General features: G+C 69.4%; 3 protein-coding genes. All 3 read right to left on the bottom strand.

The genetic code is table 11. From position 1 onward, the window contains the following. The coding region (locus AS93_RS21190) for a methyl-accepting chemotaxis protein (RefSeq protein WP_027591926.1) at positions 1–487 on the bottom strand (487 nt) is incomplete at its 3' end. Between the two features lie 6 nt (positions 488–493). Then, on the bottom strand, positions 494–1,237 hold the full coding sequence (locus AS93_RS0118360) for an SDR family oxidoreductase (RefSeq protein ID WP_027591925.1): 744 nt from the start codon (positions 1,235–1,237) through the stop codon (positions 494–496). 89 nt (positions 1,238–1,326) lie between these two features. Next, entirely contained in the window at positions 1,327–2,517 is a 1,191-nt protein-coding gene (locus AS93_RS0118355; RefSeq protein WP_027591924.1) for an NnrS family protein, read from the bottom strand. Between the last annotated feature and the right edge of the window lie 726 nt (positions 2,518–3,243).

Raw genomic sequence — 3,243 nt, 5'->3', positions numbered from 1 at the left:
CGCCGGCGCGCGCCGCCTCGATGGCCGCGTTGAGCGCCAGCAGGTTGGTCTGCGCGGCGATGCCGGCGATCAACTCGACGATGCGGTTGATCTCCCGGGAACGTCCGGTCAGTGCCTCCACCTGGCGAGCCGCCTCGTGCAGGCCGCTCTCCATGTCCGAGGCCCGGTCCTGCAGCACGTCGAACTGACGCTGGTTGTCCAGCGCCGCCTCGGCGACCCGGTCGGCATCGCCGCGGTCACGCGCCAGTTGGCCGGCCAGGTAGTCGAAGGAGTCGCCGAGCGCCCCCAGCGAGTCACCGAAGCTGGACAGATGACCGGCCAGGCCCTGCTGGAACGCCTGCCGGCGCTGCTGCTGCCGGGCGGCCTCGCGTGCCGCCGCCTGAGCCTCTTCCAGCGCCCGCACACGCTGCGCCAGCGCATCCCGCTCACCGCGCAGGCGGGTGCATTCATCCCGCCACTGGGCGGCTTCCCGCTTCCACTTGAACATGCGTCATCAACCCAGCGTATAGCCGTTGTCCACCACCCAGTCCTGGCCATAGACGCCACGGGCGCCTTCGCTGAGCTGGAACACGATCACCCGCGCCACACTGGCGGCCTCGAGGAAATGGCCGGGCAACAGCCGGCGGCCGACCTGTTCGGCCAGGGCATCCAGCTCGTCGTCGTTGAGGCCCAGTTGCTCCCAGAAGCCGGTGGCGGTCGGCCCCGGCGACACCATGTTGATGCGTACCTGCAGGGGCGCGAACTCCTTCGCCAGGTTGCGCGCCTGGGCCATCAGCGCGGCCTTGCCGGCGATGTGTCCGGCCAGCCCGGCGAAGGTGCAGCGCGACAGGAAGCTGCCGAGGAATACCACCGACGCCTGGGTCGCCAGTTGATTGGCCAGCACCGCCAGGGTGTTCAGCGCACCGGCGCCGTTCACGGCCCATTGGCGCTCCTGGGCGGCCAGGTCCAGCGCGCTGGCCAGTTCCACATGGCCCGCGCAGGGCACCAGGAAATCCACCGGCCCCAGGCTGGCCGCCCGTTGCGCCAGGCCTTGCAGGTCTTCCTGGCTGGTCACGTCGCCCGGCTGCCAGACGAGCTGGTCCGGGTAGACCGACAGCAGCTCGTCAAGGCCGCCCGGGGTGCGGGAAAACGCCAGCACCCGGGCACCGCCCTGCAGCAGCAACCGACAGAGGGCCAGGCCGATCCCGGAGCTGGCTCCGGTGATCACCGCCAGGCGATTCTCCAATTCGATCTTCATCACCACCTCCCGCTTCCGGTGCTGGCACCGGGGCTCGGTCAGGCCGCCCGCAGCGCGGGCGGCGAACAATCAGGAAAGAACCGGTCGACTCAGCCGGGATGGCCGTCGACCCGCGTCTGGCACAGCATCGGCGCGTACTGCCAGGCATAGATGCCGAAGGCCAGGGCCCAGCAGGCCGCCGCCAGCCACATGCCGTGCAGCGGCCAGGTCTGGGTGAGGAATACCCGTGCAACCGTGCCCAGGTTGAGCAGCATGAAACCGGCGGCCATGCCGGCCGGCGGCTGCAGCGGCCGCCCGGTGTGGCCGAGGGTGACCCGGGCGATCATCGCCAGGATCAGGCCGGCCAGGGAGCCGACGGTGAAGGCGTGCAGCCAGGGGCTGGACAGCTGCAGCACGCCCAGGTGCCAGAGCCCCAGCCCCGCACAGGCCACCACCAGCCAGAACATCGCCAGGTGCAGCGACCAGAGCAGCGGCACGCCCCAGATGCCGGTGTCGTACCAGCGCGCCTGGCGCAGCAGGTGCCCGGCGGCCAGCGCCAGGAACAGCACGCCGATCAGCGCCTGCGGCTGCAGCGCCCAGCCGAAGGCATGCAGCACGCCGATCAGCGCGGTGCCGACCAGCAGCGACCAGTCCAGCCAGGGCCAGGCCTTGACCTGCTGGACGTGCCCGAGTCCGCGCTGGGTGAAGAAGGGAATCACCCGGCCGCCGATCAGCGTCATCAGCGCGCCCACCAGCCACAGGCCGGCCATGCTGCCCTGGCGCTGCCAGGCGTCCTGGGCGTTGGCCAGCCCGGCCAGCGTGAGCGCATCGGCGGCGGCCAGCAGGCTGAGCACCACCACGATCGGGTAGTTGCGCGTCTGCCGCACGGCCAGCAGCAAGCGGGCCATCTGCACGGCCAGGGCGACAAGGAACAGCAGGTCCAGGGGAATCAGTACCACCAGCGGCAGGTTGAGCAACCAGCCGAGACGCCCGGCCAGCCAGATCAGCGCGATGACCGCCAGCGGCTTGCCGGACAGGCTCGGCTGGCCGGTCCAGGTCTGCACGGCGGTGAGCAGAAAGCCGGCGATGATGGCGGTGGCGAAGCCGAAGACCATCTCGTGACGGTGCCAGGCCAGCCAGCCGCCGGCCGGTTGCCAGTCGGGGATCAGGCCGCCCCAGGCCAGGATCCACAGGGGAACCGCAAACAGCGCGTAGACGCTGCCGGCGAGGAAGAACGGCCGGAAGGCCAAGCGCCAGATGGGCGGAATACTCAGCGCCTTGCGCCGATCGATGACTTGCATAGCAGGCCTCCTGACAAGCTGTTGCGCCCGCTACCGCTAGCGACCGCGGGTCGGCACGAGGGCACGGCGCCAGGCGACAACCTGGCGAGCGTCCGTGCGCATAATCGAGCAGACCCAACGGTTCACTAAAGACGGGACTCACATGCCGCGCCGGAAACCGGTCGCGGTGACGTATTTTTACCGGGCGGGCGTATCGTTGCGACTTGATTGCAATCAGCTTCGGAAAAAAGAAGGCAACTTGAGAGGCGCCGCAGGGCGTAGGGCGGACAACGCCCTTCTTGTCCGCCAGACATGGTATCGGCGGGGTGCCAGGCGGCGGACAGGTGAAGCGTTGTCCGCCCTACGGGGCCGCAAGACATAGGGCGGACAACGTCGTTCTTGTCCGCCAAACACGGTATCGGCGGGGTGCCAGGCGGCGGACAGGTGAAGCGTTGTCCGCCCTACGGGGCCGCAAGACATAGGGCGGACAACGTCGTTCTTGTCCGCCAAACACGGTATCGGCGGGCGCCCGGACGGCGGACAGGTGAAGCGTTGTCCGCCCTACGGGGCCGCGAGACGTAGGGCGGACAACGTCCTTCTTGTCCGCCGAACACGGTATCGGCGGGTGCCAGGCGGCGGACAGGTGAAGCGTTGTCCGCCCTACGGGGGCCGCAAGACGTAGCCGACAACGTTGTTCTTGTCCGCCAAACACGGTATCGGCGGGGTGCCAGGCGGCGGACAGGTGAA

It is taken from the genome of Pseudomonas sp. RL, assembly GCF_000647775.1.
Lineage (GTDB): Bacteria > Pseudomonadota > Gammaproteobacteria > Pseudomonadales > Pseudomonadaceae > Serpens > Serpens flexibilis.
The sequence above is the reverse complement of the archived record's forward strand: the minus strand, read 5'-3'. Positions and strand labels throughout refer to the sequence as shown.

What these genes read in the sequence shown, in the direction of transcription:
- AS93_RS0118360 (WP_027591925.1), bottom strand. Translation starts at nt 1,237, where the DNA reads ATGAAGATCGAATTGGAGAATCGCCTGGCGGTGATCACCGGAGCCAGC.
- AS93_RS0118355 (WP_027591924.1), bottom strand. Translation starts at nt 2,517, where the DNA reads ATGCAAGTCATCGATCGGCGCAAGGCGCTGAGTATTCCGCCCATCTGG.